The sequence below is a fragment of the Chitinophaga rupis genome, assembly GCF_900109685.1.
GTDB classification, from domain to species: domain Bacteria; phylum Bacteroidota; class Bacteroidia; order Chitinophagales; family Chitinophagaceae; genus Chitinophaga; species Chitinophaga rupis.
In genome coordinates this window covers 1-1218 of the sequence record NZ_FOBB01000023.1, presented here as the reverse complement: position 1 = coordinate 1218, position 1218 = coordinate 1, and the positions used below count along the sequence as shown (strand labels likewise).

General features: G+C 47.4%; 1 rRNA gene. It reads left to right on the top strand.

The features are described from left to right. Positions 1 to 1218 (top strand): 23S ribosomal RNA (locus tag BMZ54_RS32660); the annotation flags it as partial.

Sequence of the window (1218 nt, the reverse complement as noted above, 5' to 3'; positions counted from 1 at the left end):
TGGACGAGTGGTATCCTGAGTAGTGCGGGACCGGAGGAATCCTGTATGAATTTGCCAGCACCATCTGGTAAGGCTAAATACTCCCTAGAGACCGATAGTGAACCAGTACCGTAAGGGAAAGGTGAAAAGCACTTCGAACAGAAGAGTGAAATAGTTCCTGAAACCGTGCGCCTACAAGCGGTCGGAGCCTGTTAAAGGGTGACGGCGTGCCTTTTGCATAATGAGCCTACGAGTTACTCCTCACTGGCGAGGTTAAGCACTTAAGTTGCGGAGCCGCAGCGAAAGCGAGTTCTAACAGAGCGTTATAGTCAGTGGGGGTAGACGCGAAACTTTGTGATCTATCCATGGGCAGGTTGAAGGTTTGGTAACACAAACTGGAGGACCGAACTCATTAGCGTTGAAAAGCTATGGGATGACCTGTGGATAGGGGTGAAAGGCCAATCAAACTGAGAGATAGCTCGTTCTCCCCGAAATGTTTTTAGGAACAGCCTCGTTTAAAGGTATCATAGAGGTAGAGCTACTAATTGGGCTAGGGGGCTTCACCGCCTACCAAACCCTAATAAACTCCGAATGCTATGATATAAGAACGGGAGTGAGGCTGTGGGCGCTAAGGTCCATGGCCGAGAGGGAAATAACCCAGATTAACAGCTAAGGTCCCTAATCGTATGTTAAGTTGAACAAACGCAGTTCAAATCCTATAACAGCCAGGATGTTGGCTTGGAAGCAGCCATTCATTTAAAGAGTGCGTAACAGCTCACTGGTCGAGGGTTTGAGCACGGAAAATGATCGGGCATCAAACATACAACCGAAGCTTTAGGATTCTGCCCTAGGGGTAAGAATCGGTAGGGGAGCATTCCAAACTGCATTGAAGGTGTATCGCGAGATATGCTGGAGCGTTTGGAAAAGAAAATGTAGGCATAAGTAACGATAAATAAGATGAAAAATCTTATCGCCGTAAGACTAAGGGTTCCTGATCAACGTTAATCGGATCAGGGTTAGTCGGGTCCTTAGGCAAAGCCGAGAGGCGCAGCTGATGGCAAACTGGTGAATATTCCAGTACCTGCTATAATTTCGATGGGGTAACGGAGTAGTGAAAGGACTGCGCACTTACGGAATAGTGCGTTAAAGGGAGTAGTTATATTCTGTGTAGGTAAATCCGCATGGGATGACGAACCTGATAGTACTGCAAAGCTTCGGCAGCGCAGATAATGTCCCTAA